Annotated in this window: 31 protein-coding genes and 1 other RNA gene; 12 read left to right on the top strand and 20 right to left on the bottom strand. The window is 67.0% G+C overall.

From position 1 onward, the window contains the following. Window positions 1-74 precede the first annotated feature (74 nt). The 3 genes from ACSYS9_RS20005 to ACSYS9_RS19995 all read left to right on the top strand — a co-directional run bounded on the left by ACSYS9_RS20005 (window position 75) and on the right by ACSYS9_RS19995 (window position 1,760). A complete protein-coding gene (locus ACSYS9_RS20005; protein WP_071228174.1) occupies window positions 75-737 on the top strand; it encodes a serine/threonine-protein kinase in 663 nt (220 codons plus the stop codon). Window positions 738-751: 14 nt separating this feature from the next. Beyond that, complete coding sequence (locus ACSYS9_RS20000; RefSeq protein ID WP_428992368.1) at window positions 752-1,240, top strand: DUF2867 domain-containing protein; 489 nt, start codon at window positions 752-754, stop codon at window positions 1,238-1,240. 157 nt (window positions 1,241-1,397) lie between these two features. Next, entirely contained in the window at window positions 1,398-1,760 is a 363-nt protein-coding gene (locus ACSYS9_RS19995) for a DUF4288 domain-containing protein (RefSeq protein ID WP_071228176.1), read from the top strand. Window positions 1,761-1,805: 45 nt separating this feature from the next. Here ACSYS9_RS19995 and ACSYS9_RS19990 read toward each other — a convergent pair whose 3' ends face one another. Next, on the bottom strand, window positions 1,806-2,489 hold the full coding sequence (locus ACSYS9_RS19990) for a hypothetical protein (protein WP_071228177.1): 684 nt from the start codon (window positions 2,487-2,489) through the stop codon (window positions 1,806-1,808). Window positions 2,490-2,597: 108 nt separating this feature from the next. On the opposite strand from ACSYS9_RS19990, the gene ACSYS9_RS19985 reads away from it, so the two are divergent. The 3 genes from ACSYS9_RS19985 to ACSYS9_RS19975 all read left to right on the top strand — a co-directional run bounded on the left by ACSYS9_RS19985 (window position 2,598) and on the right by ACSYS9_RS19975 (window position 5,485). Then, window positions 2,598-3,416 (top strand): SDR family oxidoreductase, encoded by an 819-nt coding sequence (locus ACSYS9_RS19985; RefSeq protein ID WP_071228178.1) that lies wholly within the window; start codon window positions 2,598-2,600, stop codon window positions 3,414-3,416. A gap of 93 nt (window positions 3,417-3,509) precedes the next feature. Beyond that, on the top strand, window positions 3,510-4,502 hold the full coding sequence (locus ACSYS9_RS19980) for a YiiG family protein (protein ID WP_071228179.1): 993 nt from the start codon (window positions 3,510-3,512) through the stop codon (window positions 4,500-4,502). 17 nt (window positions 4,503-4,519) lie between these two features. Beyond that, window positions 4,520-5,485: a YiiG family protein gene (locus ACSYS9_RS19975; RefSeq protein WP_071228198.1), complete on the top strand. Its 966-nt coding sequence runs from the start codon at window positions 4,520-4,522 to the stop codon at window positions 5,483-5,485. Window positions 5,486-5,550: 65 nt separating this feature from the next. On the opposite strand, the gene ACSYS9_RS19970 is transcribed toward ACSYS9_RS19975, so the two are convergent. Further along, window positions 5,551-6,423, bottom strand: a complete 873-nt coding sequence (locus ACSYS9_RS19970; protein ID WP_032128376.1) for an ion transporter — start codon at window positions 6,421-6,423, stop codon at window positions 5,551-5,553. Between the two features lie 63 nt (window positions 6,424-6,486). Here ACSYS9_RS19970 and ACSYS9_RS19965 point away from each other — a divergent pair, with 63 nt between their 5' ends. Beyond that, window positions 6,487-7,713 carry an acetylornithine transaminase gene (locus tag ACSYS9_RS19965; protein ID WP_006467246.1) on the top strand — a complete coding sequence of 409 codons (1,227 nt, stop codon included), beginning with the start codon at window positions 6,487-6,489 and terminating at the stop codon, window positions 7,711-7,713. A 48-nt stretch (window positions 7,714-7,761) separates the two neighbouring features. On the opposite strand, the gene ACSYS9_RS19960 is transcribed toward ACSYS9_RS19965, so the two are convergent. Next, window positions 7,762-8,364 carry an HAD-IA family hydrolase gene (locus ACSYS9_RS19960; protein WP_071228180.1) on the bottom strand — a complete coding sequence of 201 codons (603 nt, stop codon included), beginning with the start codon at window positions 8,362-8,364 and terminating at the stop codon, window positions 7,762-7,764. Window positions 8,365-8,487: 123 nt separating this feature from the next. On the opposite strand from ACSYS9_RS19960, the gene azu reads away from it, so the two are divergent. After that, the gene (azu, locus tag ACSYS9_RS19955; RefSeq protein ID WP_049460658.1) at window positions 8,488-8,937 is read left to right on the top strand and encodes an azurin; all 450 of its coding nucleotides are present in this window, start codon (window positions 8,488-8,490) and stop codon (window positions 8,935-8,937) included. 111 nt (window positions 8,938-9,048) lie between these two features. On the opposite strand, the gene hemL is transcribed toward azu, so the two are convergent. Both hemL and thiE read right to left on the bottom strand, forming a co-directional pair. After that, on the bottom strand, window positions 9,049-10,338 hold the full coding sequence (gene hemL / locus ACSYS9_RS19950) for a glutamate-1-semialdehyde 2,1-aminomutase (RefSeq protein WP_071228181.1): 1,290 nt from the start codon (window positions 10,336-10,338) through the stop codon (window positions 9,049-9,051). Between the two features lie 16 nt (window positions 10,339-10,354). Further along, entirely contained in the window at window positions 10,355-10,981 is a 627-nt protein-coding gene (thiE, locus tag ACSYS9_RS19945; RefSeq protein WP_071228182.1) for a thiamine phosphate synthase, read from the bottom strand. Window positions 10,982-11,015: 34 nt separating this feature from the next. Here thiE and ACSYS9_RS19940 point away from each other — a divergent pair, with 34 nt between their 5' ends. Then, complete coding sequence (locus tag ACSYS9_RS19940) at window positions 11,016-11,240, top strand: rubredoxin (protein ID WP_081352290.1); 225 nt, start codon at window positions 11,016-11,018, stop codon at window positions 11,238-11,240. Between the two features lie 59 nt (window positions 11,241-11,299). On the opposite strand, the gene ACSYS9_RS19935 is transcribed toward ACSYS9_RS19940, so the two are convergent. From ACSYS9_RS19935 to ACSYS9_RS19900, 8 genes are all read right to left on the bottom strand, one after another. After that, window positions 11,300-12,145 carry a SirB1 family protein gene (locus ACSYS9_RS19935; RefSeq protein WP_071228183.1) on the bottom strand — a complete coding sequence of 282 codons (846 nt, stop codon included), beginning with the start codon at window positions 12,143-12,145 and terminating at the stop codon, window positions 11,300-11,302. 144 nt (window positions 12,146-12,289) lie between these two features. Beyond that, window positions 12,290-12,733, bottom strand: a complete 444-nt coding sequence (locus ACSYS9_RS19930) for a DUF192 domain-containing protein (RefSeq protein WP_049421686.1) — start codon at window positions 12,731-12,733, stop codon at window positions 12,290-12,292. 21 nt (window positions 12,734-12,754) lie between these two features. Beyond that, window positions 12,755-13,402 (bottom strand): ribose-5-phosphate isomerase RpiA, encoded by a 648-nt coding sequence (gene rpiA / locus ACSYS9_RS19925; protein WP_006389802.1) that lies wholly within the window; start codon window positions 13,400-13,402, stop codon window positions 12,755-12,757. 22 nt (window positions 13,403-13,424) lie between these two features. Continuing rightward, window positions 13,425-13,904, bottom strand: a complete 480-nt coding sequence (locus ACSYS9_RS19920) for an EVE domain-containing protein (protein ID WP_032128370.1) — start codon at window positions 13,902-13,904, stop codon at window positions 13,425-13,427. Beyond that, a complete protein-coding gene (locus ACSYS9_RS19915) occupies window positions 13,901-14,494 on the bottom strand; it encodes a 5-formyltetrahydrofolate cyclo-ligase (RefSeq protein WP_071228184.1) in 594 nt (197 codons plus the stop codon). The genes ACSYS9_RS19920 and ACSYS9_RS19915 overlap by 4 nt, the downstream gene beginning before the upstream one ends. Before the next feature lie 83 nt (window positions 14,495-14,577). Continuing rightward, window positions 14,578-14,763: non-coding RNA, 6S RNA (gene ssrS, locus ACSYS9_RS19910), on the bottom strand. Between the two features lie 152 nt (window positions 14,764-14,915). Next, complete coding sequence (locus ACSYS9_RS19905; protein WP_005410899.1) at window positions 14,916-15,212, bottom strand: cell division protein ZapA; 297 nt, start codon at window positions 15,210-15,212, stop codon at window positions 14,916-14,918. Next, entirely contained in the window at window positions 15,209-15,430 is a 222-nt protein-coding gene (locus ACSYS9_RS19900) for a TIGR02449 family protein (protein ID WP_005410898.1), read from the bottom strand. The genes ACSYS9_RS19905 and ACSYS9_RS19900 overlap by 4 nt, the downstream gene beginning before the upstream one ends. A gap of 153 nt (window positions 15,431-15,583) precedes the next feature. Between ACSYS9_RS19900 and ACSYS9_RS19895 the strand changes: the two genes are divergently transcribed. Together ACSYS9_RS19895 and ACSYS9_RS19890 are read left to right on the top strand one after the other, a co-directional pair. Next, window positions 15,584-16,132: a YecA/YgfB family protein gene (locus ACSYS9_RS19895; RefSeq protein ID WP_032128368.1), complete on the top strand. Its 549-nt coding sequence runs from the start codon at window positions 15,584-15,586 to the stop codon at window positions 16,130-16,132. Window positions 16,133-16,137: 5 nt separating this feature from the next. Next, window positions 16,138-17,460, top strand: a complete 1,323-nt coding sequence (locus ACSYS9_RS19890) for an aminopeptidase P N-terminal domain-containing protein (protein WP_100437673.1) — start codon at window positions 16,138-16,140, stop codon at window positions 17,458-17,460. A 555-nt stretch (window positions 17,461-18,015) separates the two neighbouring features. Here the strand turns inward: ACSYS9_RS19890 and pepQ are convergent. The 7 genes from pepQ to rph all read right to left on the bottom strand — a co-directional run bounded on the left by pepQ (window position 18,016) and on the right by rph (window position 25,262). Beyond that, window positions 18,016-19,347, bottom strand: a complete 1,332-nt coding sequence (gene pepQ, locus ACSYS9_RS19885; RefSeq protein ID WP_071228185.1) for a Xaa-Pro dipeptidase — start codon at window positions 19,345-19,347, stop codon at window positions 18,016-18,018. Window positions 19,348-19,422: 75 nt separating this feature from the next. After that, entirely contained in the window at window positions 19,423-19,797 is a 375-nt protein-coding gene (locus tag ACSYS9_RS19880) for a PilZ domain-containing protein (RefSeq protein WP_049400720.1), read from the bottom strand. Further along, window positions 19,794-22,073, bottom strand: coding sequence for a DUF1631 family protein (locus tag ACSYS9_RS19875; protein WP_071228186.1), 2,280 nt, complete (start codon window positions 22,071-22,073; stop codon window positions 19,794-19,796). Before ACSYS9_RS19875 ends, ACSYS9_RS19880 begins: the two co-directional genes overlap by 4 nt. A gap of 201 nt (window positions 22,074-22,274) precedes the next feature. Then, entirely contained in the window at window positions 22,275-23,501 is a 1,227-nt protein-coding gene (gene hemW, locus ACSYS9_RS19870; protein ID WP_071228199.1) for a radical SAM family heme chaperone HemW, read from the bottom strand. A 56-nt stretch (window positions 23,502-23,557) separates the two neighbouring features. After that, the gene (gene rdgB, locus ACSYS9_RS19865) at window positions 23,558-24,154 is read right to left on the bottom strand and encodes an RdgB/HAM1 family non-canonical purine NTP pyrophosphatase (RefSeq protein ID WP_014038346.1); all 597 of its coding nucleotides are present in this window, start codon (window positions 24,152-24,154) and stop codon (window positions 23,558-23,560) included. Beyond that, entirely contained in the window at window positions 24,151-24,540 is a 390-nt protein-coding gene (locus tag ACSYS9_RS19860; protein WP_049400723.1) for a VOC family protein, read from the bottom strand. The genes rdgB and ACSYS9_RS19860 overlap by 4 nt, the downstream gene beginning before the upstream one ends. Further along, complete coding sequence (gene rph, locus ACSYS9_RS19855) at window positions 24,537-25,262, bottom strand: ribonuclease PH (RefSeq protein ID WP_071228187.1); 726 nt, start codon at window positions 25,260-25,262, stop codon at window positions 24,537-24,539. Before rph ends, ACSYS9_RS19860 begins: the two co-directional genes overlap by 4 nt. Before the next feature lie 124 nt (window positions 25,263-25,386). On the opposite strand from rph, the gene ACSYS9_RS19850 reads away from it, so the two are divergent. Further along, a complete protein-coding gene (locus ACSYS9_RS19850) occupies window positions 25,387-26,247 on the top strand; it encodes a YicC/YloC family endoribonuclease (RefSeq protein ID WP_071228188.1) in 861 nt (286 codons plus the stop codon). Window positions 26,248-26,297: the final 50 nt, after the last annotated feature.

Below are 26,297 nucleotides of genomic sequence, written 5' to 3'. Positions count from 1 at the left end.
AGGGGCGTGAAGGTGACTGGTTCCCAGCCGCTTCGTGACCGTTTGCAACCGGCGCCTTCGCCTAGAATGGCCCCATGCCGCATACGCCAGACGCTCCATCGCATGCTTTGAAGGCCGACAGCTTCGGCCAGATCCTTCTTGTGAAAGGGCCCGATGGCCCCTTCGTGCGCCGTGATCTGGGCGCCACGCCGCTGTGGCTGCGGCTGCCGGCCTGGTGGCTGGCCCGCCGCGAAGCACGCGCGTTGCAGCACATCCACGGCATGGCCGATGTGCCGCAGCTGCTGGCGTGGGATGGCCGTCACCTCGACCGCAGCTTCATGGCCGGCGATGCCATGTACCAGCGTCCACCACGCGGTGACCTGGCTTGGTTCCGCTCGGCGCGTCGGCTGCTGCAGCAGCTGCACCGCAATGGCGTGGCCCACAACGATCTGGCCAAGGAAGCCAACTGGCTGGTCACCGAAGACGGTCGTCCAGCGCTGATCGACTTCCAGCTGGCGGTGATAGGCAACCCGCGCTCGCGCTGGATGCGGCTGCTGGCCCGCGAGGACCTGCGCCACCTGCTCAAGCACAAGCGCATGTATTGCCGCGAGTCGCTCACCCCGGTGGAGAAGCGCGTGCTCAAGCGCACCTCGTGGGTGCGCGAACTGTGGTTCGCTACCGGCAAGCCGGTCTATCGCTTCGTCACCCGCCGCATCCTGCATTGGGAAGACAACGAAGGGCAGGGGCCGAAGCCGTGAGCAGTGCGTCCGTCGTGAGCAGGCCGCCAACTGCCTGCAGCGTGCTGCATGCGCAGTTGCCCGGTGCCGACTTCGTGCACGCCTGCCAGGCGACGACCCGTCGCGATGGGCGCTCGGCCCTGCAGGCCTATCGCGATATGGCGGCGACCATTCCCGGCTGGTTCGATGGGCTGATGGCACTGCGCAATCGCGGCATGCGCCTGCTCGGCATGAAGCACCTGGGCTCGTTGCGTGCGGTGCAGGATGTTGCGGATCCTCAACCCGGCCAGCGGCTGGGCATCTTCACCCTGCAGTCGCTGGACGACGATGCCATCGTGCTGGAAGACGACGACCGCCACCTGCGCGTGCAGCTGGCGCTGCAGTGGCAGGGCGACGTGCTGGAAGTGGCGACGGTGGTGCATACGCACAACGCGTTCGGGCGCGTCTACATGCTGCCGGTTGCGCCCGTGCATCGGCTGATCGTGCCGCATCTGCTGGAGAAGCAGGTGCGGTTGTACCGGTAGATCCAGGCCATGCGTGGATGTGGTTTGTGATCCGTGGGCTGCTTAACGGCTAAACGGCTCATTGCCAAGTGCCGCATAAATGTGGATTCCGCTGGCAGCAGAAGGCTCGCGACATCCAAACCAGGGACAACCCGCAAAGGAATCATTGAGGTGATGCATGTGGTATTGCGCACACGCCATTTTCTACTACGAGAGTCCAGGACAGGGGGCGTTCCGGGTGCATGAGAACGTGTATCTGATCAGTGCCGACAACGATGAACACGCTCTTGAGAATGCAGAAGCGCTTGCTTCCGGGTATGAGGATCTGACCGGTCGCCTGGTGGGTGAAGACGGTAGGCCTTCCCTCTATCGATTCGCCGGAATTCGCAAGCTGATATCAGTGGCGAGTGATGAGGACACTGCCGAGGGACGCCTGCACTCGGGTGTGGAGGTCACGTACTCCGTCATGGCGGTGGATACGTTGGACCAGGTGAAGCGGCTTGCCCGTGGTGATGGCGTGGCAGTGCTGTACCAGGAATAGAAATGTAGAGCCGAGCCATGCTCGGCTCTATAGGGGGCGGTGGCTTTACGGCGTCGCCGGCACCACCTGCTGGCCAATGAAGTTGCGCTTGGCATCGAAGTCATAGGCGATCTGCAACTGCCCCACATCCGGGCAGGCGTGGCAGTCGCGCAGCGGCGTGCGGTACAGCAGGCGGATGCCGCCGTTGTCCAATGGCGAAGCGCCTGCCGACTGTGCCGGCGCGAACGGCGTGGCCTGCGGGTTGGCCTTCAGCAGCTCCTGCACAGTGGGGTCGGCACGCAGGGTGTCGTCCAGCTGCACCGCATCCACGTCGATGCGCTTGCCACCGGCATCGACCAGTCGCGTGCCTTCATTGGTGTTGGCGCGGAACGGATACTCGACCGTGGCAATGCCCAGTCCTTCGTTCTCGTGCCAGGCGGTCACATAGGCCAGCTCACCGCCGCTGGACAACTGCTCGGCGGCGGTAACGGCATCGGTACTGGCGCCACCGGCGCGCATCGCATCACGCAGGCAATCGCGGGTCGCAGCATTCTCGCCCTGGCGGCAGGCGTTGAGATCGCCATCCCAGACCACCGCCTCGCTCCAGCGCATCTTGCCGTCGGCGGCGGCCTTCTCCGCGCTGGGCGCGTCACCGGCGGGCGGCTCCTTTCCGGGTTCCGGCGAACGGCCCTGGCAGGCGGTCAGCAGGGCAAGCCCCAGGGCAGGCAGCAACAGGCGGAAACGGCGCATGGCGTGGACCTCGTGCGTTGTCTGGAGGCCCGAGTATCGTCAAGGACAGGTGAACTCCGCGTCGGCGCGGCATACTAGCGGCTCATTGCATACGCTGGAGTGTGGAACGTGGGCAGTCTGCAGGGCAAAACGCTTTTCATCACTGGTGCCTCGCGCGGCATCGGCCTGGCCATCGCACTGCGCGCTGCGCGCGACGGCGCCAATGTGGCCATTGCAGCCAAGTCGTCGGTGCCGAACCCGAAGCTGCCGGGCACCATCCATACCGCGGCCGAAGCGGTAACGGCGGCTGGCGGCCAGGGCCTGGCCCTGAAGTGCGACATCCGCGAGGAAGAGCAGGTGCAGGCGGCGGTGGCGGCCACGGTCGATACCTTCGGTGGCATCGACATCCTGATCAACAACGCCAGCGCGATCTGGTTGCGCGGCACGCTGGATACGCCGATGAAGCGCTTCGACCTGATGCAGCAGGTCAATTCGCGTGGCAGCTTCCTGTGTGCGCAGGCCTGCCTGCCGTACCTGCTGCAGGCGCCGAACCCGCACATCCTCACCCTGGCGCCGCCGCCGAGCCTGGAGCCGAAGTGGTGGGCACCGCACACCGGCTACACGCTGGCGAAGATGGGCATGAGCTTCGTCACCCTGGGCCTGGCCGCCGAATTCGGTCCGCAGGGCGTGGCGGTGAATGCGCTGTGGCCCCGCACGGTGATCGCCACCGATGCGATCAACATGATTCCGGGCGTGGATGCGGCTGGCTGCCGCACGCCGCAGATCATGGCCGATGCCGCACATGCGGTGCTGGTGCGTGAAGCGGCCGGCTTCCACGGCCAGTTCCTGATCGACGATGAAGTGCTGGCACAGGCCGGTATCACCGATCTTTCCGGATACGCGGTGGATCCGTCGCGGCCGTTGCTGCCGGATCTGTTCCTGGATTGACCGCGCGTCGCTGGAAGAGGCCGAGGGCTGCGACCCTCGGCCTGCTGCGCTAGAATGCGTGGCTGTAATCGTTTTCAACAAGGATGTGAGCACATGTCACGCACTCTTTCCGTGGCGGCGCTGGCCGCTTCGCTGTCGTTGATCCTGACCGCCTGCGGTGGCAAGGCACCCGCAGCTGCGGGCGGCGCCTCTGCCTCCGGCACGCCGGACGCCAGCACGGCCCCGTCCGATACACAGCAGCAGTTGACCGCCAAGCTCAACGCCTACATCGGCTGCTTCAACGCGCTGGATTCGAAAACCCACGGCAGCATCCAGTCCTACACGCGCTGGATCAAGGATGTCGACGCTGGCCCGACCGGACGCGAGACGCACGTGTACGGCCCGTTCGAGATCAGCGACTACGACATGAAGCAGTGCGACGCCCCGGTGACCGAGGCGATCGCTGCCAAGCCGGCGCTGGCCGAACTCGATGCGGCTGCAGGTCACTACCAGCAGGCGCTGAAGGCGCTGGTGCCGGTCAGCAAGGACGCGCATGACTACTACGATCGCCAGGACTACGAAGACGACCAGTTCGCCAAGGGCAAGCAGCTGCACGCGCCCTTGATGGCCGCCTTCAAGGATTTCGTGGCTGCCAGCGAAACGTTCAATGCCGAGCTGGAGCGCCAGAACGACGCCGCCCAGCGCGAGCAGCTCAAGGCGCTGGAACAGGCCGAGGGGCGCACGCGCGAGTACTACCGTCTGGCGATGATGCTGGAAGCCAAGGCGATCATGGATCTGATGAGCGAGGATGATTTCGATCAGGCCAAGGCCCGCGAACGCCTGGATGCCTTCAACCGCATTTCCGATGAAGCGCACGCCAAGGTTGCCGACCAGGAACCGGGCAAGTCGGACTGGGAAGGCTTCGAGCGTGGGGCCGAGAATTTCCGGCGCGAAGGCAAGGAGCGGCTGCAGCGCGTCAGCGAGAAAAAGCCTTACACCGATTTCGAACGACGCATGCTTGATTCGCCGTCGATGGCGCCGCGTGGCTCTGCCAGCAAGCTCATGCAGGAATACAACACGCTCGTTTTCCAGAGCAACCGCCAGTGACCGGCGCGCCAGCACCCATGCGAGAGACCATGACGACTTCCTGTCTGCGTATCGCGCCGCTGCTGCTGATCGGCGCTGTGGCTGGCCTGAGCGGCTGCAACAAACCGGCAGGGTTGTCGCTGGCCGACCCCAGCCTGGAGAAGGTGAACGCCTACATCGAGTGCTACAACGGCGTTGAACAACCCATTCACGAGGGTTTCCAGACCTACACCAGCTGGATGAAGGACCCTGAAGCCGGCCCGACCGGCAAGGAAGCGCAACCGCGTTCGCCCGGTAAGGTGCTGTCGCACCGCGTCGAGTACTGCGGCCAGCCACTGACCGACGCGCTGGCGAAAACCCCGGCCCTGCCGATGGATGGCCCCGCGCGTGACTATCAGCAGGCCTTCCAGGCATTGAACACCCTGGTCGAGCGCGCCGATGGTTACTTCACCCGCGAGGATTATCGTCGTGATGGCGGTGAAGGGATGCGCAGCCAGCATGCCCCGCTGATGCAGGCCTATGCTGATTTCTTCAAGGCCAGCGAAGCGATGGATGTGGCGCTGGAAAAGAACGAGAACGATCGCCGTGCCGCGCAGCTGAAGCAGATCGAGGAGAGCGAAGGGCGCTCGCTGGCCTACTACCACCTTCGCCTGCTGGGCGATGGCAAGCTACTGGCCACGGCGTTCCAGGACGACGCACCGGACGTTGCGGCGCTGCGCGTGCAGCTGGCTGACTATCAGGCACTGGTGACGGAAATCCAGAACGGCGGTGTCGGCAAGGACGACCCGATGTGGGGCCACGTGCAGCGTTCGGCGGACAAGCTGGTGCGTACTGCGGGACGTGGCGTCGAGCGCCTGGAGCAGCACAAGCCGATCACCGCCGAAGCACTGGCGGCAGAGCGGAAGGCGTCGGGCAGTTGGCTCACCACCGACCCGGAAGGGGCGCAGTCAACGATCCTCGCCGCATACAACGATCTGGTGACCACCAGCAACCGCATGCGGTGAGCAACGGCACACGCATCCATGCGTAACCGCCGAGAGGTAGTGCCGGCCGCTGGCCGGCATCTGCCTCAATGGTTGAACGCATCCGGCAGCTTGCCGCCGCACTTGCGGCAGTGCAGTGCATCCGGTTCATGGCCTTCCAGCCCACAGTCCGGGCAGCCACGCGCATCGCGGCGCGCGGCCTGCTCGGCTTCACGCATGGTGCTGGCCAGCTCGGCGGTATAGATGCCGGTGGGCACGGCGATGATGCTGTAGCCGATCAGGATCAGCACCGAGGTGACGAAGCGGCCGAGCACGGTCTGCGGCACGATGTCGCCGAAACCGACCGTGGCCATGGTCACCACCGCCCAGTACATGCTAGCGGGGATGTTGGTGAAGCCGTGTTCGGGGCCCTCGATCACGTACATCAGCGCACCGGCGATGATGGTGATGGTGATCACCGTGAACAGGAACACCAGCACCTTGCGCCGGCTGCGCCACAGTGACGTCATCAATACGCCGCTTTCCTCGATGTAGCGGGTCAGCTTGAGGATGCGGAACACGCGCAGGATGCGCAGCGCACGCACCACCAGCAGGCTCTGCGCGCCGGGGATGAACATCGACAGGTAGGCGGGCAGGATCGACAGCAGGTCGATGATGCCCCAGATGCTCACCGCGTAACGCAGCGGGCGCTTGACCACCGCCAGACGCAGCAGGTACTCGGCGGTGAAGATGATCGTGAAGCCCCATTCCAGGATGTACAGGCCGGTGGACCATTCGGCATGCAGGTGCTGCACGCTGTCGATCATCACCACCAGGATGCTGGCGATGATCGCCACCACCAGGATCAGGTCGAAATTGCGCGAAGGCCGGGTGTCGTGGCGGTAGATGATGTCGAACCACCGACGGCGCCAGCCGGTCTCGGTGGCGGGGTTCAGCTGGGGGGCGGAAAACGGTCGCATGGGCGCATTGTGCCGCAGGGGTTCCGGCGCGAGAATGGGGATTCCTGAACCCTGCCGACTGCCATGACCGCCGCTACCGATCCGCTGATCTCCCTTTCGCACTATTACCTGCCGGTCTACAAGCCCCGCCAGGTGGTACTGGAACGAGGCCAGGGCGCCCGCGTGTGGGACAGCCAGGGCCGTGAGTTCATCGACCTGGCCGCCGGCATCGCCGTGTGTGGCCTGGGCCACAACGATCCGGACCTGGTCGCCGCGCTGGTCGAGCAGGCCGGCAAGCTCTGGCACACCAGCAACGTGTTCTACAGTGCACCGCCGCTGCACCTGGCCGAGGAGCTGGTGAAGGCCAGCCGCTTCGCCGAGCGCGTGTTCCTGTGCAACTCCGGCGCCGAAGCCAACGAAGTGGCGATCAAGATGGTCCGCAAGTGGGCCTCCAGCCAGGGTCGCCCGGCCGACAAGCGGGTGATCATCACCTTCCGTGGCAGCTTCCACGGCCGCACCATGGGCGCGGTGACCGCCACCGCCCAGCCGAAGTACCAGGAAGGCTACGAGCCGCTGCCCGGTGGCTTCCGCTACATCGATTTCAACGATGAGGTGCAGCTGGAAACCGCGATGGCCGCCGGCGACGTGGCTGCAGTGATGCTGGAGCCGATCCAGGGCGAGGGCGGCGTGATGCCGGCCAAGTCCGGTTTCCTCAAGCGCGTGCGCGAACTGTGCGACCAGCACAACGCGCTACTGGTGCTGGACGAGATCCAGGCCGGCATGGGCCGCACCGGCACGCTGTTCGCGCACTGGCAGGACGATGTGGTACCGGACATGGTCACCCTGGCCAAGGCGCTCGGCGGTGGCTTCCCGATCGGCGCGATGCTGGCCGGCCCGAAGGTGGCTGAGACCATGCAGTTCGGCGCGCACGGCACCACCTTCGGTGGCAACCCGCTGGCGGCCGCAGTCGCGCGCGTGGCGCTGCGCAAGTTGGCCTCGGCGGAGATCGCCGCCAACGTCAGCCGCCAGTCGAAGGCGCTGCGCGATGGCTTCGCCCGCATCAACGACGAGTTCGGTGTGTTCAGCGACGTGCGTGGCCGTGGCCTGATGCTGGGCGCGGTGCTGAGCAAGGACTTCGCCGGCCAGGCCGGTGCGATCCTCGACCACGCCGCCGAGCAGGGCCTGCTGACCCTGCAGGCCGGCCCGGACGTGCTGCGCTTCGTGCCGTCGCTGAACATCACCGACGAAGAAGTGGCCGAAGGCCTCAAGCGCCTGCGCGCGGCGATTGCCGCGTTCATCGCCGCGCGCTGAATCTGCTGAGGTCGGACCCCTCTCCTGCGGAGAGGGCTCTGACCCCGATCAGCTCACCGCGTAACGCTTCAACACCTTGCCCAATCCCCGGCCATCGCGCACGGTTTCCGCGTGCAGGCCGGCGGCGCGTGCGCCGCGCACGTTGGCGAACAGATCATCGACGAACAGCGTGCGCGCAGGTGCCACGCCGAGTACCTCAAGCGTGCGCAGGAAGACTTCCGGCGCCGGTTTGCGCAGGCCGAAATCGGCGCTGCAGAACACGCGGTCCTGCAGGGCAGGGAACAGTTCCGGTAGCAGGTTGGGCAAGGCCTGTTGCATCAGCGCGCCGTTGTTGGTCAGCACTGCCATCGGCAACTGCAGGGCCTGCAGCCGCTGCAACACGGCAGCCTGCGGATGGCTGGCGGCCCGCCGCGCCGCGGTCCAAGCAGTCACATCGACCGTCGTGCCTAGAAGCTCTCCCAGCTGCGCCAGATAGGCCGGGCCATCCAGCGTGCCATTGTCATGTGCCGCTTCCAGCCCGCTGTCGTACAGCGCGGCCTGCACGGTTTCCGGCGCGACGTCCAGCGCCTGCGCAAGGTGCAGTACGCGCTGCGCGCGCTGGTACTGCACCAGCACGCCATCCACGTCCAGCAGCAACAGGTCGATCCGCATTGGTCGAGCATGCCATTGCAGTGAACACGCGGGAAACCCTGGAGCAGCCATGCGACAGACGGTCGCAGACGCGGCCGCAGGGGCCTGCCTAGAATGGCGCTTGAATCCGCAGGAGACGCAACGATGAAGGCTTGGATGGTGGCAGTGGGACTGGGCGCGCTGATGCTGGCGCCGTCGGCGATGGCGCGGGTGTGTGCGGTGAGCATCGACAGCACCGACCAGATGAGCTTCAGCAGCCGCGAGATCAAGGTGGCCGCTGATTGCACCGCCGTGGATCTGACCCTGCGCCACACCGGCAAGCTGGCCGCTACCGCGATGGGCCATAACTGGGTGCTGACCCGCAGCGCGGATTACCAGCCGGTGGCGATGGCCGGCATGCGCATGACCCTGGCCGACAGCTACCTGCCGAAGGCCGACAAGCGCGTGCTGGCGCACACCAAGGTGATCGGCGGTGGTGAAACCGCGCGCGTGCGCTTCTCTACCCAGGGCCTGCAGAAGGGTGGGGATTACACCTTTTTCTGCTCGTTCCCCGGTCACTTCGCGATGATGAAGGGCAAGTTCGTCTTCGGTTGAGCAGCCACGCATGGCGTGGCTCTACCAGGAAAAAAAGGGGACGGAGGGGATTAAGTCGTTTGTGCACAAACGACTTAATCCCCTCCGTCCCCTTTTTTGTGCAGAGCGGGCTCAGCCCTTGGCGGCCTTGAATGCCATGCGTGCGGCGGCCAGCGTGGCCTCGATCACGGCGTCATCGTGAGCGCTGGACAGGAAGCCGGCCTCGTACGCCGACGGTGCCAGGAACACGCCCTGGTCCAGCATCGCGTGGAAGAAGCGGTTGAACGCCGGGATGTCACAGGCGGTGGCCTGCGCATAGGTCTCCACCTTCTCGCTGGTGAAGAACAGGCCGAACATGGCGCCCACGTGGGTGGTGGTCACCGCCACGCCGGCGTCGGCAGCGGCCGCTTCCAGGCCGGCACACAGGCGCGCGGTGCGCTCGGCCAGGTCGGCGTGGAAACCCGGCTGCTGGATCAGTTCCAGCATCGCCAAGCCGGCGGCCATCGCCACCGGATTGCCGCTCAGCGTGCCGGCCTGGTAGATCGGGCCGGCCGGGGCGATCTGCTGCATCAGTTCGCGGCGGCCGCCGTAGGCACCCACCGGCATGCCGCCGCCGATGATCTTGCCGAAGGTGGTCAGGTCCGGGGTGATGCCGTAGTGCGCCTGTGCACCGCCAAGGGCAACGCGGAAACCGGTCATCACTTCGTCGAAGATCAGCAGCGCGCCATGCTTCGTGCACAGTTCGCGCAGGTGCTGCAGGTAGCCTTCGCGTGGCGGAATGCAGTTGGCGTTGCCGACCACCGGTTCGATGATCAGGCCGGCGATGTCGTCACCCTGCTGTTCGAACAGGGCAGTGGCCGCTTCGAAGTCGTTGTAGGGCAGGGTCAGGGTCAGTTCGCTCAGGCCGGCCGGGACGCCCGGCGAGGTCGGCACGCCCAGGGTCAGCATGCCGCTACCGGCCTTGACCAGGAACGAGTCACCGTGGCCGTGGTAGCAGCCTTCGAACTTGACGATGCGGTTGCGGCCGGTGGCGCCGCGCGCCAGCCGGATCGCCGACAGCGTGGCTTCGGTGCCGGAGTTGACCATGCGCACCATCTCGCACGACGGCACCAGTCGGGTGATGGTCTCGGCCATGGTCACTTCGGCAGCGCAGGGCGCGCCGAAGGACAGGCCATTGTCGATCGCCTTCTTCACCGCCTGGCGGACGGCCGGATGGTTGTGGCCGACGATCATCGGGCCCCAGGAACCGACATAGTCGATGTAGCGGTTGCCGTCGACGTCGTACAGGTAGGCGCCGTCGGCACGCTCGACGAAGAACGGTTCGCCGCCGACCGATTTGAACGCGCGCACCGGCGAATTGACGCCGCCCGGCAGCAGCTGCTGGGCGCGGGAGAACAGGGCGTGGGACTGGTCGTGGTTCATGCGGATTTCCTGGGCATTACGCGAACTGGGCGAGGTAGGCGCGCTGGATCGCAACCGGGTCTTCGGCGGCGAACACGCTGCTGACCACGGCGACCAGATCGGCGCCGGCGTCGATGATGGGACCGACATTGTCCGGCGTCAGGCCGCCGATCGCCACCCGCGGCACGCCCAGTGCGGCGCTTTGCCGCAGCAGGTCGGTATGGGCGCGGCTGCTGGTGATCTTGGTGGTGGTCGGGAAGAAGGCGCCGAAGGCCACATAGCTGGCGCCGGCCGCCACGGCCTTCTCGGCATTGGCCAGCTGGTCGTAGCAGGAGGCGCCGATGATGGCCTCGGCACCGAGCAGCGCGCGCGCGCTGGGGATGTCACCGTCGGTGCCGCCCAGATGCACGCCGGCGGCGCCGACCGCCTTGGCCAGCGCCGGGTCGTCGTTGACGATCAGCGGCACGCCGTGTTCCGCGCACAGCGCCTGCAGGGCGGTGGCCTGCTCCCGCCGCAGCGCGTCACTGGCGGTCTTGTTGCGGTACTGCAGCCAGGTGGCGCCGGCGGCCAGCAGCGGCGCGGTGCGGGCCAGCAGGCGTGCGGTATCGGGCTCGTCCGGGGTGATCAGGTAGACGCCGCGGGGCGCCGGGGAAGCAGAAGTCATCGATGGCTACCGGTGAGTGGACCGCGATGGGACAATGGCGGCCCGTGAATCCAGCCCTGATTATCTGATGAGCGATGCCACCCCCACCACCTTGCGTACCTGGATGTGCGTGGTCTGCGGCTTTCTTTACAGCGAAGCGGAAGGCTTGCCGGAAGAAGGCATCGCGCCGGGGACGCGCTGGGAAGACATTCCCGAGACCTGGACCTGCCCGGATTGCGGCGTGACCAAGGCCGATTTCGAGATGGTCGAGGTCGATTGATGGCGGGGCCTGCAGGCCCTTCTGTGGGTGCGGACCGTTGGTCCGCACACCGGACACCCTCAATGCAGCCGCGGCACTGGCCCGCCGAGGTCGATCAGCTTCTCGCGCAGCCACTGCGCATCGCTGGCTTCCGGGTTGCGCTTCAGATACTGCCCCAGGTCGTGGCGGGCACCGGCCAGATACTCCAGCTGCAGGTAGGCCAGGCCACGGTCACGCAGCGCGTCGTCCTGCTCCGGGGCCAGCTTCAGCAGGCGGTCGGCACTGCGTGCGGCACGGTCCCATTCGCCCGCTTCGGCATACACACCGTGCAGGTTGCGCAGCATCCGCATCAGGATCGCGCGCGCAGGGGCCGGGTCGAGGATCTGCGCCAGCACCTGGTCGTCGGGCATCTGCCCGCCCAGGTGTGACTTGGCCCGCTCGCGCAGTTCGTCCACGTCCAGCGGGCGGCCGCCATTGAACGGGTCCATCACCAGCACACCGTCGTCCACCGGCAGGCGCACCAGGAAGTGGCCGGGGAAGGACACGCCGTCGAGCGGGATTCCCAGCCGGCGCGCGACTTCCATCTGCACCAGTGCCAGCGAGATCGGGTTGCCCAGGCGGCGCTCGAATACCTGGTTGAGGTAGCTGTTGCGCGGGTCGTAATACTCGTCGTGGTCGCCGCTGTAGCCCAGCTCGTCGAACAGGTGGCGGTTGATCGCCGCCATCTTCAGCGGGCTGTTGTCGATGCTGTCCACTTCCGAGCGGAGGTGGTCGACGTGGCTCTGGATCAGCGCGACGTAGGTGGACGGCTGCAGATCGGGGTATTCATCGCGCGCGATCAGCAGCGCGGTCGGCAACAGTGGCAGCGCCTCGTCTTCGAGGTCGGCCAGTGCATCCCAGTCGGGGAGTGAGATCTGGTCCTGCATGACCACAGACTGGCGGCAATTGCAGGCGGTTTCAAGCGGTGTCGCGTGAAAAATCCGGGGGGCAGATCCCTTTCGCGTGCGAAAGGGATCTGACCCCTGCAGGGTTGCCGGCCAGCGGCCGGCACTACCGCGGGCAGAACCCTGTTACTCGATGCCTGGGCCGAATTTCAGCTCCGTGCCGTCCTTCAGCTTGAGCTTCTCGGCCTGACCGGCGTTGAGCTCCAGCACATAGCGCGCCGGTCCACCGCTGGGGTAGGGCGGGCACATGTCGCCGGCCGAGCACGGCGGCACATCGCGCTGCTGGCTGACCAGCTTGCGCTGGCTGTCGAAGTACAGGATGTCCAGCGCAAGCTTGGTGTTCTTCATCCAGTACGCCTGCATTTCCTCGCGGTCGTGGATGAACAGCATGCCGTGATCGGCGGCCATCTGGTCGCGGAACATCAACCCGCGCGCGCGGGTTTCATCGTTGGTGGCCAGCTCCACCTGGTAGCGGGCGCCATCCAGCTCGACCCAATGGCGGGCCGCGTCGGTAGCACAGCCGGCCAGGGCCAGCAGCGGAAGCATCAGCAGCGAACGCAACAGCGACATCGTCAGGATCCTTCGGAAGGGTCAGAGCACGACCGGTGGCTCGCCGCCGACGATCACCACATCGGCGCGACGGCGCGCGAACAGGCCGACGCAGACCACGCCCGGCAGCTGGTTGAGCTCGCGCTCCAGCTTTTCCGGATCGGTGATCTGCAGGTTGTGGATGTCCAGGATCTGGTTGCCGTTGTCGGTGACCACGCCTTCGCGCCAGGTCGGCTGGCCGCCGGTCATGTCGCGGATCTGGCGGGCGACCAGGCTGCGCGCCATCGGGATCACTTCCACCGGCAGCGGGAACTTGCCCAGCACCGGCACCTGCTTGCTCGGGTCGACGATGCAGATGAAGCGCTCGCTGGCCTCGGCGATGATCTTCTCGCGGGTCAGTGCGGCGCCGCCACCCTTGATCAGGCACTTGTTGGCATCGCACTCATCGGCGCCGTCCACGTACAGCGACAGGTTGCCGCTGTGGTTCAGCTCGATCACCTCGATGCCGTGCTGCTTCAGGCGCGCGGTGCTCTGTTCGGAGCTGGACACGGCACCCTTGATGCGGTGCTGGATGCGGGCCAGGGCATCGATGAAATAGGCCACGGTGGAACCGGTGCCGACACCGACGATCATGCCGTCTTCAACGTACTCGATGGCTTTCTCGGCGGCCAGGCGCTTGGCTTCGGACATGGGAGAACTCTCAGGCAGGGAATCAGGATTTCTTTTCCAGCGACAGCAGCAGCTTCCACTGCGCGGCGGTCACCGGGAACACCGACAGGCGGTTGCCCTTGGCAACCAGCGGGAAGCCCTCGCCGAGCTCCTCGGCGTGCAGCTTGATCTCGTCCAGCGCGATCACCTGCTTGAGCTTGCGGTCGAAGGCCACGTCCACCAGCATCCAGCGCGGGTTCTCGCGCGTGCTCTTGGGGTCGTGGTAGTCGGATTTCGGGTCGAACTGGGTGTCGTCCGGATAGGCCGGGCTGGCGACCGTGGCCAGGCCGACGATGCCGGGCACCTTGGTATTGGAGTGGTAGAACAGGATGCCGTCGCCCACCTGCATGCCATCGCGCATGAAATTGCGCGCCTGGTAGTTGCGCACCCCGTTCCAGGGTTCGACCTTGACCTTGGCCAGGTCATCGATGGAGAAGGCGTCCGGTTCGGACTTCATCAGCCAGTAGCGCTTGCGGGCGGTCATGCGTTCACGGGGGCAGCGGAGGGGAACAGGGGGCCGTCTTCGGTGCAGATCGCATCCACCGGCACGTCCCACGACGCCACCGGCAAGGACTCGACCTGCTGCACCGCGAACGCAGCACCGACCAGCCAGGGCGGCGCCGGCCGGTCGTGGCGGAAGGCGAAGCTGCGATCATACCAGCCGCCCCCCATGCCCAGCCGCCGGCACTGTGTGTCGAAACCCACCAGCGGGGTCACGACCAGCGCCATCTGCGCCGGTTCCAGGGTGTCTTCCACCGCCACGTCCGGCTCGGGAATGCCATAGCGGTTGCTGGTCAGCGGCTGCCCGGGGCGCCACGGTGCGAAGCGCAGCACGTCACCCGCCAGTACCGGCAGGCAGTAGGTCAGTGTGTCGGGTAGCTGCAACTGCCAGCGGTGCAGGGCAATTTCGCCATCCAGCGCCCAGTAGCCGGCCACGGCGCCTTCGCGCGGGGCGAACGGCAGGGCCAGCAGGGCATCGGCAAGCGATTCGGCGGCGGCGATGCGCTCAGCGGCGGAAAGGTCGCGGCGGCGTTGCCGCAGGTCGTGGCGCAGGGCCTGGCGCGGGTCGGTCATGGCAGCGTGCGGCAAGGATCAGCCGTCATTGTGCCGGAAAGAACAAGGGCGACGCCCGAAGACGCCGCCCTTGCTGGAATATTGCATTCTCCGCAATGTCGATGCATGCGAAACGACCTTGAACCCGGGGGCTCAAGTGGGAACGCTGGAGAACCATCGGGCTTCCCGCTACAAGGCGGACCTGCACTCCCGGCGCTGTCGCGCTCCCGGTGTCGTTCTTAAGGGACAAGGCGAATGTTTGCACATGCCGTCGAGTACCGCAGAGAACGCGTGGCCATTATAGCCAGCACGCAGGATCTGGATAGGCCGTTCGTCGGCAACAGTCCGTGCCAATTCAGATATGAGAAAAGGGGACGGAGGGGATTAAGACGTTTCCGGCACGGAAGGGGCGAATGCGCCTTGATTCCCTCCGTCCCCTCTTCTACGGGGTGCCGTCGATCGCGCGGTCCAGGCGCCGGTTCAGGTCGGCCAGCGTCTGCTGCAGGGCGACTGCCTGGCGGGCGTTCTCGTCGCGCAGCAGTTGCAGTTCATGGGCCAGGTTCAACGCCGCCAGCACGGCGACGCGGTCGACCGCGGCCATGCGGTTGCTGCCGCGGATTTCGCGCATGCGCGCATCGAGCAGGCGCGCGGCCGCCATCAGGCTGTCGCGTTCATCGCCGCCGACACCCACGGTGTATTCACGATCGAGGATGCGGACACTGACCGGTTCGGCGCTCATGTGTGCTGCTCCAGGGATTTGAGCCGGCTGATCATTGCTTCCACCCGCGAACGTGCCTGCTCATTCTTCGCCAGCAGCGTCGAGCGCTCGGCCACCAGCTGTTCCTGCTGGTGGCGCAGGCTGCGGTTCTCCTCGGCCAGGCGCTGGTTGCGTTCAAGCAACGCTTCCACGCGGGCAGCGAAGTCCTGCAGCTGGGCAAGGGGATCGGCGGGTTCCATACGGGCACGATAGGCAAGCCGGGTAAGGGCGGTCAAGCGTTGTCGCAGCAAGGCCTGACGGTCGCAGAGAGGATGCCGTCGGGTTGCTACACTACGGGGTCTCACGGGCGCGCGCGTGCGCGCCCCGGGTTTCCTTTCCGAACGAGCCGCACGATGACCGAACTTCCCTCCGTCGACGACGTTACCCGCGCCAGCCAGGAACTGGGCCTGGGCGCCACCGCTGCCGAGCTGCACGGCGCACTGTGCGGCTGGCTGGCCGCCGGTGGTGCCCCCGGCAATGATTGGCCGGCGCGTGTGCTGGCCGACGACAACCTGCCGCCGGTGGCCGCCGACAGCGTGCTGGGGCAGCTGCTGCAGGTCACCATCAAGCAACTGGAAGACCGCGATTTCGCCTTCGAACTGCTGCTGACCGATGGCGACGACGTGTCCGCGCAGGCTGATGCCATGTTCAGCTGGACCCGTTCCTTCCTGGGCGGCTTCGGCCTGGGCAGCGGCGGCCGCCGCCCGACCCTGTCCGAAGAGGGCGAAGAAGCGCTGACCGACATGGCCAGCCTGGCGCGTGCCTCCAGCGAGGATTTCGAGGCCGGTGGCGATGACGATGACGAAGCCCTGTCCGAGATCGAGGAATTCATCCGCGTGGCGGTACTGCTGCTGCACGGTGACGTGGTGCTGGCCTCGCGCCATCGGCAGCGCCTGAACTGATGGACATCAAGCAGCGCACCGGCATCGCGGCCGGCGAATACAAGCGTCGGCGCCGCCAGCTGATGGACATGGCCGGCGAGGATGCGATCCTGGTGCTCCCCGCCGCGGCCGAGAAGGTGCGCAGCCTCGATACCCATTACCCGTTCCGGCAGGATTCGGACTTCCAGTACCTGAGCGGCTTCCCGGAACCGGAGGCGGTGCTGGTGCTGATCCCGGGGCGACGCCACGGTGAGGCCATCCTGTTCTGCCGTGAGCGCGACGCCGAGCGCGAAGCCTGGGACGGCAGCCGCGCCGGCCAGGAAGGTGCGGTGGCGCAGTACGGCATGGACGATGCGTACCCGATCGACGATCTGGACGACATCCTGCCGGGCCTGCTGGAAGGGCGTTCGCGCGTCTATTACCACTTCGGTCGCGACGCCGATTTCGACCTGAAGCTGATCGGCTGGGTCAACCGCGTGCGTTCGCAGGTGCGCCACGGCGCGCAGCCGCCGCATGAGTTCCTGGAGCTGGGCCACCTGCTGCATGAGCAGCGCCTGTTCAAGTCCGGCGCCGAAGTGGCGCTGATGCACCACGCCGCGCAGATCAGCGTGCGTGCGCATCTGGCGGCGATGAAAGCGGCGAAGGCCGGCATCCACGAATACGAACTGCAGGCGGAGCTGGAACGCGTGTTCCGCGCCAACGACGCGGTGCCGGCCTATTGCAGCATCGTCGGTGCAGGTCGCAACGGCTGCATCCTGCATTACCGCGACAACAACGCACGTTCGCGCGATGGTGAGCTGGTGCTGATCGACGCCGGTGCCGAATACCGCGGCTATGCCAGCGACATCACCCGCACGTTCCCGGTGAACGGCCGCTTCAGCGCCGAGCAGCGCGCGCTGCACGACCTGGTCGGTGACGCGCAGGCCGCTGCACTGGCCCAGGCCAAGCCGGGCGTGGCCTACGAGATGGGTCACCTGGCGGCGGTGCAGACCCTGACCGAAGGCCTGCTGCGGCTGGGTCTGCTGAAGGGCACGCTGGAAAAGAACCTGTCCGAGGGCCTGTACCAGCGTTTCTACCGGCACAAGACCGGGCACTGGATCGGCATGGACGTACACGACGTGGGTGACTATCGCCTGGCCGGCGATTCGCGCCTGCTGGAGCCGGGCATGGCATTCACCATTGAGCCGGGGCTGTACATCGGTGTGGACGATACGACGGTGGAGCCGCGCTGGCGCGGTATCGGCATCCGTACCGAGGATGACGTGCTGATCACCGATGACGGGCATCGCGTGCTGACCGAAGGCCTGGCGCGCAGTGCCGACGAGATCGAAGCGGTGATGGCGGGGTAAAGGGTTTCGGCAGGGCTTGCAGCCCTGCACCTGCTGCAATCAACGGCAACGTCAAAAACCGAAGCGGCATTCCGTGGGAGGGCGGGGCACTGTGGGTTTGCGGGGACGCCGCAAGTACGTCCCTGTAGGCTTGGTCGCCGCATCCATGCGGCTCACACCCCGCAAACCCACCGTGCCCCGCCTTCGACAGGTTCACGCGGCTGTTGGTGGGTGCCGACCGTTGGTCGGCACATCTGTCAGATATCGAATGAATCCTCCACGCATGGCGTGGATCTACTGGCGACTGCGGCCGTTGGAACGCGCGGCTGTTGGTAGGTGTCGACCTTGGTCGACACAGAGCGAGCGCAGCGAGCGACCCGCTTCTGCTTTTCTTTTTCTTTTCCGTGGTTGAACGCGGCAGGAAACTGTCAGAGGTGGGGCGGGTGGGCCATGCAGGGGCGTTGGCGCCATGGATGGCGCCATCGAGCTTACAGGGACGTACTTGCAGCGTCCCCTGCATGGCCCACCCGCCCCGCCAAACCCATGAACCGCTTTCCGCGACCAACCACGAGGGGCTCAGCCGTTCGCCGCCGCAAACTCCGGCCGCGTCAGGTTGTCCGCCTCGCCTTCAGTGCACAGCACTTCGTCTTCAATGCGGATGCCGCCATACGGACGGAAGAAATCCACGCGGTCCCAGTTGATCGCATCGCCATGGCCGGCATCCTTCACTTCATTCAACAGCATGTCGATGAAGTACAGGCCCGGTTCGATGGTCACCACCATGCCGGGCTCCAGCACGCGGGTCAGGCGCAGGTACGGGTGGCCCGCCGGGCGCTCGATGCGGCCACCCTCGTCGCTGGCCGCGAAACCGGCCACGTCGTGCACCTGCAGGCCGATCAGGTGGCCGATGCCATGCGGGAAGAACGCGGCGCTGACGCCGGTTTCCACTGCGGTCTGCGGCGAGACCTTGATCACGCCGAAGTCCTTCAGCACGCCCATCAGCGAAAGATGTGCGTCCACGTGCAGCTGCTTGTAGTCGAAGCCCGGGCGCACCGCCGCGCACATCTGCTGCTGGGCAGCGTCGACGGCGGCGATCATCGCGGCGAACTCGTCGTGGCCGTGCGCGGCGTAGGTGCGGGTGATGTCGCTGGCGTAGCCGTGCGCGCTGGCACCAGCATCGATCAGGAAGCTGCGCAGCGGCTGCGGTGCCTTGCGGCCCAGCTCGGTGTAATGCAGCACGGCGGCATGTTCGTTCAACGCCACGATGTTGCCGTAGGGCAGCTCGTTGGCGTCCTGGCCGACGGCCTGGCAGTACGCCATGTGGATGCTGAACTCGTCGGCGCCGTTGCGGAACGCGGCTTCGGCGGCACGGTGGCCGCGCACGCCCAGCACCTGCGCCTGGCGCATCAGCGCGATTTCATACGGCGTCTTGCTGCCGCGGTGCCATTCCAGGTAGTTCACCACCGATGCCGGGTTGTTCGGCACGTAGTTGCCCTGCGTGCTCTGCGGCTCGCCGAGGATCGCGCAGCGCGACGGGTCGGCCGGCAGCAGCGCCAGCGCCTCTTCGGGCTTGCGGATGATGTGGATGTCGAAGTGCTCCACCCACCAGCCACTCGGTGCGTCCGGTACCACGTGCCAGTAATCGAACGGCTGGTGGAAGATCACCGCCGGGCGCTTGCCGGGGGTGAACACGATCCAGCTGTTGGGCACGCGGGTCAGCGGCAGCCAGGCCTTGAACTGCGGATTCACCGCATACGGGTAGTCGCGGTCGTCGAACACCTGGTAGTGCAGGGTGCCGCTGGGCACCACCAGGTGATCGAAGCCGCCGCGGGCCAGCGCCTGTTCGGCGCGTCGGCACAGCACGGCCAGGTGGTCGGAATACAGGGCGCCGGGGTCTTGCTGGATCATTGCGGTGGCTCGACACGGAAAACGGCCCTAGATTCTGCCGCATACCGCGAAAAACCGCTGTGCCGGAACCGGCACTCAGGCCGTCGAAACCGGTCCCTCGTCGCTGTCCTCGCCCACCCACTGGCGCAGCAGCTGCCGATGTTCGCGTGACAGGGTCAGGAAGCGGAAGCCGGTCCAGCTCTGGCCGGGTGCGTGTGCGGGCTCGCTCCACAGCAGGTGCACGCCCACATCGATGGCCTGCTGACGGCCATCACCCAGTGGCAACGGGAAGCGCAGCTGGTACAACGCATCCTCGCGCAGCGGCACGCTGGCCAGCATCAGCATGCCGGTTTCGGAGACATTGCCGAGGCGTCCGACCACGCACTCGCGCATCTGGTCGGTGACCGGCACCAGGTCCGAGACCTGGCGGCGCGGCGCGCGGCGGGTGTCCTGCGGCGGTACGGCTTTCATGCGGGGGTCTCCTGTGCGCGGCCCGTGGCCAGTGCGCGCAGCGCACCAAGGCTGGCTTCCCAGGCACGGTCGACCAGCCGGCCCTTGTCTTCGGTGACCAGTTGCGCGCGCCCGGCACTGATCTGCCGTGCCAGCGTATCCAGGTCGGTATCGGTGATCTTCTGCCCGCGTGGATTGACGAACAGGGCGTGGCCGGTCAGCAGGCTGTACCAGGACAGGCGCTGCCGGCGCAGCGTGCCATCACCGGTATCGATGTCGAACCAGCTGCCGAACGGCAGCGTGGACAGCTGCTGGTAGGCGGCTTCCTCGGCACTGCTGCGGGGCGTTGCAGGCGCCGTGCCGGTGGGCGCGCCGGCGTGTTCGCCCAGGCGCGCACGTGCCTTCAGGCGGGCACTGAGTTCGGTACGCGAGGTGCTTTCATCCTCGCCGCCGGGCGTGGCCAGCCTGCGCGCGACGGCGGCGGCTTCCTCGGCGTGGTAGCCGACCTGCAGCAGTGCGGCCTCCACGTCCGCTGCCAACGCGGTATCGGTGCCGCCGGGGGCGTCGATGGCCTGTGCGGTGATGGCAGCGATGCGCTCGGTCTGTTGCAGGCGTTCCTGCCACTGTGGCGAATCATCGCCATGGCGCAGGCGGGTGAGGGTCAGTGCATCGGCCCAGGCCTGGCGCAACAGGGTCTGCACGAAGCGCGGTGGCGACTGCGTGTCGCAGCACTGGTCGATCTGTGCGGTGGCCTGGCGGCGGGCCAGTTCCAATCGTTCCTTGCCGCGCGCGGCTTCCACGTGGCGGCGCTCGGCCAGTTCGGCACGATGGGCCGCCGCGCGCTGGTGCTGCTGCACGTCTTCGTTGGCAGCGGCGAAGGCTTCCGGCGCGCGTGCATCCTGGCCGAGCAGGTCCTGCACGCTCTGCGCCATGCGCTGCAGCAGCTGCGGGTCGACATCGTCGTCGCCCAGCCAGTTGGCGCCGACTTCGGCAATCTGGTTGAGGAGCTCGCGCGCGGGATGTTCGTCGCGTACGAAGAAGCCCGGATCGGCCATTGCCGCACGTGCCAGGGGCACCTGCAGGCGGGCCAGCAGGGCGGCCGGCACCGGATCGGGACGCTGCTGCTGTTGCACCTGCTGCATCAGCATGCGCAGCAGGTCCAGGTTGTCCCGATCGTGACTGCCCAGCTGGGCCTGCGCACCATGCTCGCTGCGCAGCTGCGCGACCACGGCGGCCTGCAGGTCGGCCACGCCGGTTGCCGCGCTGGACTGAGCCTGCAGACGCGCGAGTACCGCGTCGACTGCCGCACTGGGCACTGCGCCGCTGTCCGCCGGGGCAGGGTTGGCGTGCCGGGCCTGCTGCAGCAGCTCATGCAAAGCACTGCCGGTGGATGTGGTCACGCCCGGCGTGGCGGGGCCGGCTGCGCCACCCTCGTGGAAGGCGTCCTGTACCAGGCTGGACCAGGAGCCGGCCGGTGCCGAACCGTTCCAGCCGGTCAGTGGGGCCGCGCTGCGCTTGGCCGGCTGCGTGGTGCGGCCGCCACCCACCGACTGGGTGATGATCCGCCGCGTGCTCGACGAGCGTGCCAGGTAGGGGGTGTAGACCAGCCCCGGCAGTACGCCGGACTGGGCCAGCAGGGCATTGGCACGGTCAAGGATATCGCCCAGCCGTTCCAGCACCTGTCGTTCGAAACTGCGATACAGCGCCAGCTGTACCTCGACGCTCAGCGCGTCCTGTTCGGCAATCCGGCGCACCATCGCGCACAGTGCCTGCGGCGCCAGCGGCAGGGTGTCGGCCTCGAAGGCCGGCGCCGCCGCCAGTACCCCCAGGCGTTGGCCGAGCAGGTTCAGTGTGTTGGTTGAACGCAGGGTTTCCCGCCGCACCATCTCGGTCAGCAGCAGGTCGCGATCCACTTCGTGCTCATCAACCAGCGACAGCCCGAGCATGCCCGGCAGCGCTGGCGGCGTAGCGCTGGTGCTGACACCGCTACCCGGTTCGCGCAACCGTGCGAGGGCGTCGGCAACGGCATCGAGCATGCGGTCGGCGAAGTGGCCGGCGAAGGCGTGCAGCTGTCCACGCTGGGCCATCAGTTCGGCCTGCTGCTGCGGATTGCGTGCGCGATCGGCGTCGTGCAGCAGGGTCTGCTCCAGCGCTTCGACAGTCAGGATCAGGGGCGCGGCCAGCGTCTGCCGGCACAGGCCGATCAGCGCGCCCAGCAACTCACGTACCCGCGGTGGCAGGTCGCTGGCGGCCAGGCGGTTCTTGTCGGCAGGAGTGATGGAAAAGACAGCTGACATCGGCAGGCGGTATCCGGATTCCCGCGGATCGATCTGGTGAATCTACCGTGTCGGCCGCTGTCGGCGCTACTTTAGGGCGAATGTGCATCCCGTTCGCCAGGCATGGCCCGACCGATGAACGGTAGTGCCGGCCGCTGGCCGGCAATCCCCACCGATCGAGCTGCCGGCCAGCGGCCGGCACTACCCGTTACTGCAGGACGCTCACTCCTCCAGGAACAGGCTCACCACATCGTTGGTGAATCGGCGGCCCAGCTCGGTCGGCTGCACATGGCCATCCGTCACCTCCAGCCAGCCGCGCTGCACGGCCTCGGCCAGCGGTGCATCCAGCACGCGGCGCGACAGCCCGGTACGCGACTCGAAATCGCGCAGGCCGAAGCCTTCGTGCAGGCGCAGCAGATTCAGCATGTACTCGAAGGGCAGGCGCTCAGGCGCGATCACATCGTCACCCCCGAACGAGGCCGGGGTGCCCGCGCTGTCCAGATAAGCCTGCGGATGCTTCAGCTTCCAACGTCGCAGCACGTGTTCCTCGGCGCCCGAGCTGATCTTGCCGTGCGCGCCGGCACCGATGCCCAGGTAATCGCCGAAGCGCCAGTAGTTCAGGTTGTGCGCGCTCTGCCGGCCAGGGCGTGCGTAGGCGCTCACCTCGTACTGGCCGAAACCGGCCTGCGCCAGCAGCGCCTGGCAGTGTTCCTGCATGTCCCAGGCGTTGTCTTCATCGGGAATGCCCTGCGGCGGCCGCGCGAAGAACACCGTGTTCGGTTCCAGGGTCAGCTGGTAGTGCGAGATGTGTGCCGGCTGCAGCGCGAACGCGCGTTCCAGATCAGCCTCGGCACCGGCCAGGGTCTGTTCCGGCAGCGCGTACATCAGGTCGATGTTGAAGTTGTCGTAACCCGCGTCCTGCGCCATCTTCACCGCGCGCTCGGCTTCGCCACTGTCGTGGATGCGGCCCAGGCGCTTGAGCATCGCATCGTCGAAACTCTGGATACCGAAGCTGAGGCGATTGACGCCGGCCGCGCGATAGCGGTCGAAGCGGCCATGCTCGGCGGTGCCCGGGTTGGTTTCCAGGGTGATTTCGGCGTTGGGCGCGAAGCGCAGGCGCGCGCTGGCCTGCTGCAGGAAGCGGTCGATCGCTTCCGGCGGGAACAGGCTGGGCGTGCCGCCACCGAAGAACACGCTGTGCACCACCCGGCCCCAGACCAGCGGCAGGTCCTGGTCCAGGTCGCGCAGCAGCGCATCGATGTAGGCATCGAACGGCAGTTCGCCCTTGGCCTGGTGCGAATTGAAATCGCAGTACGGGCACTTGCGCACGCACCACGGCAGGTGCACGTACAGCGACAGCGGTGGCGGTACCAGCCGCGGCGAGGTGTCGTGGTCAGCGGAGCAGGCTTCGCCGGGCAGGTGGTTGCAGTGGTCGTGGGCGTGCGGCATGGGCTTCATCGGTAGTGCCGGCCGCTGGCCAGCTTCCCTGGTTCGATCGGGTGGCGTCAGTACAGCGTCGCCAGCTGCTGCTTGAGCTGTTGCAGGGCAATGGCACGGTGGCTGATGGCGTTTTTCAGGGCCGGCTCCATCTCCGCGGCGGTCAGGCCGTGGGTGGTGTCCAGGAACACCGGGTTGTAGCCGAATCCATTCGTGCCGCGCAGTTCACGGATGATCTGGCCCTCCCAGCGACCTTCGCAGATCAGCGGCTGCGGATCGGTGGCGTGGCGCAGCAGCACGATCACCGCATAGAAGCGGGCGCCGCGCTGGCCATCGGGAACGTCGGCCATCGCCTCCAGCAGCTTGGCGTTGTTGGCCGCGGCATTGGTCGGGTGGCCGGCATAGCGCGCGCTGTACAGGCCCGGTGCACCGCCGAGGGCATCGACGATCAGGCCCGAATCATCGGCCAGCGCCGGCAGGCCGGTCGCTTCGCAGGCCGCGCGCGCCTTCAGCAGCGCGTTCTCGACGAAGGTCAGGCCGGTTTCTTCCACGTCGCCCAGGCCCAGCTCGGCGGCCGAGGTGATCTGCAGCGGCAGGTCGGCGAGGATCTCCTGCATCTCCACCAGCTTGCCGGCGTTGTGGCTGGCCAGTACCAGTTTCTTCATTGACGGGGCTCCAGCAGGTCCCAGGTGTTGCCATACAGATCGCGGAACACCGCGACCGTTGCATAGGGTTCTTCGCGCGGCGCTTCCAGGAATTCGACCCCGGCGGCCAGCATCGCCGTGTGGTCGCGGTGGAAGTCGTCGGTGTTGAGGAAGAAGGCGACGCGGCCACCGGTCTGGTTGCCGATGCGGCTGCGCTGTTCCTCGTCGCTGGCACGGGCCAGCAGCAGGGCGGCAGCGCTGCCGTCGGTCGGCCCCACCACCACCCAGCGCTTGTGGCCCTGGTCGATGTCCTCCAGCAGCGCGAAGCCGAGCTTGCCGGTGTACCAGGCAATGGCTTCGTCGTAGTCGGCCACCACCAGGGTGGTCAGGGCGATGCGCCGGTTCATGCCGACAGCGCCGCCTGCTGTGCGTCCAGCAGCTCGCGCACGCCCTTCTCGGCCAGGCCCAGCAGCGCGTCCAGTTCATCGCGGCGGAAGGCATGGCCTTCGGCGGTGCCCTGCAGCTCGATGAAGCCACCGCCGTCGTTCATCACCACGTTCATGTCGGTGTCGCAGTCGCTGTCTTCGGCGTAGTCCAGGTCCAGCACCGCGGTGCCGCGGTAGACGCCCACCGACACCGCTGCCACTGCACCCAGGATCGGGTTGCGCTTGATGTCGCCGCGCTTCATCAGCACATTCACCGCATCGACCAGGGCCACGTAGGCGCCGGTGATGGCGGCGGTGCGGGTGCCGCCGTCGGCCTGCAGCACGTCGCAGTCGAGGGTGATGGTGCGTTCGCCCAGCGCGTTGCGGTCCACGCACGCGCGCAGGCTGCGGCCGATCAGGCGCTGGATCTCCAGCGTGCGGCCGCCCTGCTTGCCACGGGCCGCTTCACGGTCGCTGCGGGTGTGGGTGGCGCGCGGCAGCATGCCGTATTCGGCGGTCACCCAGCCTTCGCCCTTGCCGCGCAGGAAGCCCGGCACGCGGTTCTCGACGCTGGCGGTGCACAGCACACGGGTTTCACCGAAGCACACCAGCACCGAACCTTCGGCGTGGCGGGTGAAGCCGCGTTGGATGACGACCGGGCGGAGCTGGTCGGGCTGGCGGCCGCTGGGGCGGGAATCGGACATGGTGCGGGTTCCGTAATGGCGAGGGAGTACGCCGCCACGCCCGCGGCCTTCACGGGGCGGGCAAGGGGGCTCTGGTGAGGACGCTAGGGTACCATTCCCCCTTTGCACGCACCGGACACAATCCATGATTCGAAGCATGACCGCCTATGCCGGCGGCGAGCGGGTCACCCCGTGGGGCACGCTGGGCTGCGAGCTGCGCTCGGTCAACCACCGCTTCCTGGAGGTCGGCACCCGCCTGCCCGAGGAACTGCGGGCGCTCGAGCCGCAGCTGCGCGAGCGTATCGCCGCGCGCCTGAGCCGCGGCAAGCTGGATCTGGTGATGCGCCTGCGCGCGCCGGAAGCGGCCGCCAACCTGCAGGTGGACGAGGCCCTGCTGGGCCAGCTGGGCCGCCTGGCGCACCGCCTGACCTCCGATTTCCCCAATCTGCAGGTCAGCTTCACCGATCTGCTGCAGCTGCCGGGCGTCACCCGTGGCGAGGCCACCGATGCCGCCGCCCTGCAGGTCGAGGCGCTGGCGCTGCTGGATCAGGTGCTGGATGGCTTCGTCGAGGCCCGTGAGCGCGAAGGCGGCAAGTTGGCTGCGGCCATCAGCGAGCGCGTGGACGGCATCGAACGCATCGCCACCGAAGTGCGCACGCTGATTCCGGCCATTCGCGACGGCCAGCGCACCAAGCTGGCCGCACGCCTGGCCGACCTGCCGCACCCGGTCGACCCCGGCCGCGCCGAGCAGGAACTGGTGCTGTGGCTGCAGAAGCTGGACGTGGATGAAGAGCTGGACCGCCTCGGCAGCCACATCGTCGAGATCCGCCGCGTGCTCAAGCAGCGCGAGCCGGTCGGCCGCCGCCTGGACTTCCTGCTGCAGGAGTTCAACCGCGAAGCCAATACGCTGGGCTCGAAGTCGGTGGACAGCCGTACGTCCAATGCCGCGGTGGAGCTGAAGGTGCTGATCGACCAGATCCGCGAACAGGTGCAGAACATCGAGTGATAGGGCGTGGCCGGGCGTGCCGTCAGGTCATCGAAGATGCGTGCCCTGGC

The sequence above is a fragment of the Stenotrophomonas sp. STK17_22 genome (assembly GCF_051983905.1).
In the GTDB taxonomy this organism is placed as follows: Bacteria; Pseudomonadota; Gammaproteobacteria; order Xanthomonadales; family Xanthomonadaceae; genus Stenotrophomonas; species Stenotrophomonas maltophilia_A.
Note: the sequence above shows the minus strand (reverse complement) of the source record. Positions and strands in the feature narration are given on the sequence as shown.

Bases quoted from the DNA above. Each gene is read 5' to 3' on its own strand.
- ACSYS9_RS20005 (WP_071228174.1), top strand. From the start codon at position 75: ATGCCGCATACGCCAGACGCTCCATCGCATGCTTTGAAGGCCGACAGC.
- ACSYS9_RS19995 (WP_071228176.1), top strand. From the start codon at position 1,398: ATGTGGTATTGCGCACACGCCATTTTCTACTACGAGAGTCCAGGACAG.
- ACSYS9_RS19990 (WP_071228177.1), bottom strand. From the start codon at position 2,489: ATGCGCCGTTTCCGCCTGTTGCTGCCTGCCCTGGGGCTTGCCCTGCTG.
- ACSYS9_RS19980 (WP_071228179.1), top strand. From the start codon at position 3,510: ATGTCACGCACTCTTTCCGTGGCGGCGCTGGCCGCTTCGCTGTCGTTG.
- ACSYS9_RS19975 (WP_071228198.1), top strand. From the start codon at position 4,520: ATGCGAGAGACCATGACGACTTCCTGTCTGCGTATCGCGCCGCTGCTG.
- ACSYS9_RS19970 (WP_032128376.1), bottom strand. From the start codon at position 6,423: ATGCGACCGTTTTCCGCCCCCCAGCTGAACCCCGCCACCGAGACCGGC.
- ACSYS9_RS19965 (WP_006467246.1), top strand. From the start codon at position 6,487: ATGACCGCCGCTACCGATCCGCTGATCTCCCTTTCGCACTATTACCTG.
- ACSYS9_RS19960 (WP_071228180.1), bottom strand. From the start codon at position 8,364: ATGCGGATCGACCTGTTGCTGCTGGACGTGGATGGCGTGCTGGTGCAG.
- azu (WP_049460658.1), top strand. From the start codon at position 8,488: ATGAAGGCTTGGATGGTGGCAGTGGGACTGGGCGCGCTGATGCTGGCG.
- hemL (WP_071228181.1), bottom strand. From the start codon at position 10,338: ATGAACCACGACCAGTCCCACGCCCTGTTCTCCCGCGCCCAGCAGCTG.
- thiE (WP_071228182.1), bottom strand. From the start codon at position 10,981: ATGACTTCTGCTTCCCCGGCGCCCCGCGGCGTCTACCTGATCACCCCG.
- ACSYS9_RS19940 (WP_081352290.1), top strand. From the start codon at position 11,016: ATGGCGGCCCGTGAATCCAGCCCTGATTATCTGATGAGCGATGCCACC.
- ACSYS9_RS19935 (WP_071228183.1), bottom strand. From the start codon at position 12,145: ATGCAGGACCAGATCTCACTCCCCGACTGGGATGCACTGGCCGACCTC.
- ACSYS9_RS19930 (WP_049421686.1), bottom strand. From the start codon at position 12,733: ATGTCGCTGTTGCGTTCGCTGCTGATGCTTCCGCTGCTGGCCCTGGCC.
- rpiA (WP_006389802.1), bottom strand. From the start codon at position 13,402: ATGTCCGAAGCCAAGCGCCTGGCCGCCGAGAAAGCCATCGAGTACGTT.
- ACSYS9_RS19920 (WP_032128370.1), bottom strand. From the start codon at position 13,904: ATGACCGCCCGCAAGCGCTACTGGCTGATGAAGTCCGAACCGGACGCC.
- ACSYS9_RS19915 (WP_071228184.1), bottom strand. From the start codon at position 14,494: ATGACCGACCCGCGCCAGGCCCTGCGCCACGACCTGCGGCAACGCCGC.
- ACSYS9_RS19905 (WP_005410899.1), bottom strand. From the start codon at position 15,212: ATGAGCGCCGAACCGGTCAGTGTCCGCATCCTCGATCGTGAATACACC.
- ACSYS9_RS19900 (WP_005410898.1), bottom strand. From the start codon at position 15,430: ATGGAACCCGCCGATCCCCTTGCCCAGCTGCAGGACTTCGCTGCCCGC.
- ACSYS9_RS19895 (WP_032128368.1), top strand. From the start codon at position 15,584: ATGACCGAACTTCCCTCCGTCGACGACGTTACCCGCGCCAGCCAGGAA.
- pepQ (WP_071228185.1), bottom strand. From the start codon at position 19,347: ATGATCCAGCAAGACCCCGGCGCCCTGTATTCCGACCACCTGGCCGTG.
- ACSYS9_RS19880 (WP_049400720.1), bottom strand. From the start codon at position 19,797: ATGAAAGCCGTACCGCCGCAGGACACCCGCCGCGCGCCGCGCCGCCAG.
- ACSYS9_RS19875 (WP_071228186.1), bottom strand. From the start codon at position 22,073: ATGTCAGCTGTCTTTTCCATCACTCCTGCCGACAAGAACCGCCTGGCC.
- hemW (WP_071228199.1), bottom strand. From the start codon at position 23,501: ATGCCGCACGCCCACGACCACTGCAACCACCTGCCCGGCGAAGCCTGC.
- rdgB (WP_014038346.1), bottom strand. From the start codon at position 24,154: ATGAAGAAACTGGTACTGGCCAGCCACAACGCCGGCAAGCTGGTGGAG.
- ACSYS9_RS19860 (WP_049400723.1), bottom strand. From the start codon at position 24,540: ATGAACCGGCGCATCGCCCTGACCACCCTGGTGGTGGCCGACTACGAC.
- rph (WP_071228187.1), bottom strand. From the start codon at position 25,262: ATGTCCGATTCCCGCCCCAGCGGCCGCCAGCCCGACCAGCTCCGCCCG.
- ACSYS9_RS19850 (WP_071228188.1), top strand. From the start codon at position 25,387: ATGATTCGAAGCATGACCGCCTATGCCGGCGGCGAGCGGGTCACCCCG.